Here is a 3180-nt window from a genome sequence, read left to right as displayed (position 1 = left end):
GTGGCAGTCACCGCACCGCCCCTCAAATCGCGGCACCTGGAAACGCAGTTGATGACGGTGCTCGGCGGCGGGTTCGGTCTGGGGGTCGCGCTGGTGATCTCCCGACTGTTTGTCGGCGTCGCGCCGGAGCTGACTGCCGCAGGGTCGGTCGCCGGCGGACTCGTCGGTGTGGCGCTCACGGTGTGGGTGGTCAGAGCGCGTGGTCTGCTCCACGACCGCGCGTTGCTGGAACGCTGGGTCCACGAGGTGACTGCCGGCGTCCGATCTTCGGTCGAGGAGAAGGTGGCCGCCGGGCTGCTCGCTGCCGAGGCGTCGCTGGCGTCGGAGTCGATGACGCGAAGCGAAGACCAGCGGGCGGAGGCCGGCAGGCATCTCGCCGAGATCGATGCCGAACTGGGCGAACATGCGCGCGCCGTGGCTCGCGCCGAAGCCGCCCGGGAGCGGAGCCGACCCGGCTTGGAACGGGCGCTGGACGCCTGCCGCGCCGCCATTGAAACGGTGAATTCGACGGAATCGTTTGTTACCGGTCGGTAGATCCCACGGTGACGCCCATCTGAATCGTTCCTGTGAGTGATCGGACATACTCCTGCATTTCCGCGGGTATGTTCCCCACGTTAACCTCAGTGGACAGGGACGGGCGCGGCTGCTTTCAGTTCGAGCCTTCGGTCGGATTTCGGGGAGCCTGCGTCCTGGCAGACACCTCGCGCAGAAGATGCAGGAGACTCACAGCATGACCGCAGCGACCATTCCGGGACTCGATTCCGCACCGACGACACACGAGGGGTTGCTCGCGTGGATTCGCGAGGTCGCCGAACTCACCCAACCGGACCGCGTGGTGTTCGCCGACGGTTCCGAGGAGGAGTTCGAGCGTCTTGCTGCCCTCCTTGTCGAGGCCGGCACCTTCGAGAAGCTCAACGAAGAGAAACAGCCGAATTCCTACCTCGCGCTCTCGGATCCTTCCGACGTGGCACGTGTGGAGTCACGGACCTACATCTGCTCCGAGAAGGAGATCGATGCGGGCCCCACCAACAACTGGATGGACCCCGCAGAGATGCGGTCCCTGATGAAGGATCTGTACCGCGGCTCCATGCGTGGTCGCACCCTGTACGTCGTGCCGTTCTGTATGGGTCCGCTGGATTCTGAGGATCCGAAGCTGGGCGTGGAGCTCACCGACTCGGCGTACGTCGTGGTCTCGATGCGCACCATGACACGCATGGGCCAGGCGGCCCTCGACAAGATCGGCGACGACGGCTTCTTCGTCAAGGCACTGCACTCGCTGGGCGCGCCGCTGGAAGACGGCCAGGCCGACGTGCCGTGGCCGTGCAACGATACGAAATACATCACCCACTTCCCCGAGACCCGCGAGATCTGGAGCTACGGATCGGGTTACGGCGGCAACGCGCTGCTGGGCAAGAAGTGCTACTCGCTGCGGATCGCCTCGGCCATGGCCCACGACGAGGGCTGGCTCGCCGAGCACATGCTGATCCTCAAGCTGATCTCGCCGGAGGACAAGGCCTACTTCGTGGCGGCGGCCTTCCCGTCCGCGTGCGGCAAGACCAACCTCGCGATGCTCCAGCCCACCATTCCGGGCTGGCGCGCCGAGACCGTCGGCGACGACATCGCCTGGATGCGGTTCGGCAAGGACGGCAGGCTCTACGCCACCAACCCCGAGTTCGGCTTCTTCGGTGTTGCTCCCGGCACCAACTGGTCGTCGAACCCCAACGCCATGAAGACCATCGCCGCAGGCAACACCGTCTTCACCAACGTGGCCAAGACCGACGACGGTGGCGTGTGGTGGGAGGGTCTGGAAGGCGAACCCGACCACCTGATCGACTGGAAGGGCAACGACTGGAACCTCCGGGAGACGGAATCCAAGGCGGCGCATCCGAACTCGCGTTACTGCACCCCGATGTCGCAGTGCCCGACACTGGCTCCCGAGTGGGACGACCCGCAGGGTGTGCCCATCTCGGCCATTCTGTTCGGCGGCCGGCGCAAGACCACGGTTCCGCTGGTCACTCAAGCCAACGACTGGCAGCACGGGGTGTTCATCGGCGCAACGCTCGGCTCCGAGACCACCGCGGCCGCCGAGGGCAAGGTCGGCACCGTGCGCCGCGACCCGATGGCGATGCTGCCGTTCATGGGCTACAACGTGGGCGACTACATGCAGCACTGGATCGACATCGGCAAGAACTCCGACGAGTCGAAGCTGCCGAAGGTGTTCTTCGTGAACTGGTTCCGCCGCGGTGAGGGTGGCCAGTTCCTGTGGCCCGGATTCGGCGAGAACAGCCGGGTGATGAAGTGGATCATCGAGCGGGTGGAGCAGAAGGCCGGCGGCAAGACCACGCCGATCGGCATCGTGCCCACTGCCGAGGATCTCGACCTGTCCGGCCTGGACGTCGACGCTGCTGATGTTGATGCGGCGCTGAAGGTCAACGTCGACGAGTGGCGTGCCGAGCTGCCGCTGATCGAAGAGTGGTTCGAGTTCGTCGGAGAGAAGCTGCCGACCGGTATCAAGGACGAGTTCGACGCGTTGAAGCACCGGCTCGCCGAACAGGGCTAGTCCCTTCTCGTCGAGCGAGCGTGTCTGCACGCCGACGCGCCGTCCACAGCGTTCATTTTGCGCGCGCTCGTGACGGTGGAGTACGCATTCCGGCGATCACCCTGCCGAGAATGAGGCTGCGTACCCGGCGGGGCAGTGGGGTCAACGCGACGGTGAGGAACTTGCTCCGTGCCCCGGGAATCACGGTGCGGCGGCCCAGTGCGGCCAGGGTGGCGGCGGCGACGACGTCGGGTTTGGTCGCCGAGGTCATCGTGAGGCCCGCCCGGGCGCCGAAACCCGGAATCGACGGGACCGGGCGCCACGGCAAGGACATCGACACCGGAGGGGGCCAACTCGTCGTGGAGCCCCTCGGCCAAGCTCTGTACATATGCCTTGGACGCCGCGTAGTTGGCTTGTCCCGGGACGCCTTGCCAGCCGACGATCGACCCGAACAGCACCAGACCACCGCTGCCCCGCGCCGCGAGGCGGCGGGCGAAGATGTGCGAAAGCCTCACGACGGCGGTGACGTTGACAGCGATCAACTGGACTTCGTCCGTCAGAGATGTCTCCAGGACAGATCCCGTTGTGCCGAATCCGGCAGCGAGTACCACCAAACCGATATCGATCCGGTCTGTCAGGTC

Annotated in this window: 2 protein-coding genes and 1 pseudogene; 2 read left to right on the top strand and 1 reads right to left on the bottom strand. The window is 65.7% G+C overall.

Annotated elements, in window-relative coordinates; genetic code table 11:
* Both WA965_RS16335 and WA965_RS16330 read left to right on the top strand, forming a co-directional pair.
* A pseudogene (locus WA965_RS16335) lies at nt 1-534 on the top strand (hypothetical protein); the annotation flags it as partial.
* Between the two features lie 196 nt (nt 535-730).
* Nucleotides 731-2560, top strand: a complete 1830-nt coding sequence (locus tag WA965_RS16330; protein ID WP_526300296.1) for a phosphoenolpyruvate carboxykinase (GTP) — start codon at nt 731-733, stop codon at nt 2558-2560.
* On the opposite strand, the gene WA965_RS16325 is transcribed toward WA965_RS16330, so the two are convergent.
* Entirely contained in the window at nt 2557-3150 is a 594-nt protein-coding gene (locus tag WA965_RS16325) for an SDR family NAD(P)-dependent oxidoreductase (protein ID WP_526447803.1), read from the bottom strand. The two genes, WA965_RS16330 and WA965_RS16325, sit on opposite strands and share 4 nt — an antisense overlap.
* Between the last annotated feature and the right edge of the window lie 30 nt (nt 3151-3180).

The sequence above is a fragment of the Mycobacterium sp. genome, from assembly GCF_049683935.1.
In the GTDB taxonomy this organism is placed as follows: Bacteria; Actinomycetota; Actinomycetes; order Mycobacteriales; family Mycobacteriaceae; genus Mycobacterium.
This window is presented reverse-complemented; position numbering and strand designations above follow the sequence as displayed.

Excerpts from the sequence above, each read along its gene's own strand:
- WA965_RS16330 (WP_526300296.1), top strand. The coding sequence starts at position 731 with ATGACCGCAGCGACCATTCCGGGACTCGATTCCGCACCGACGACACAC.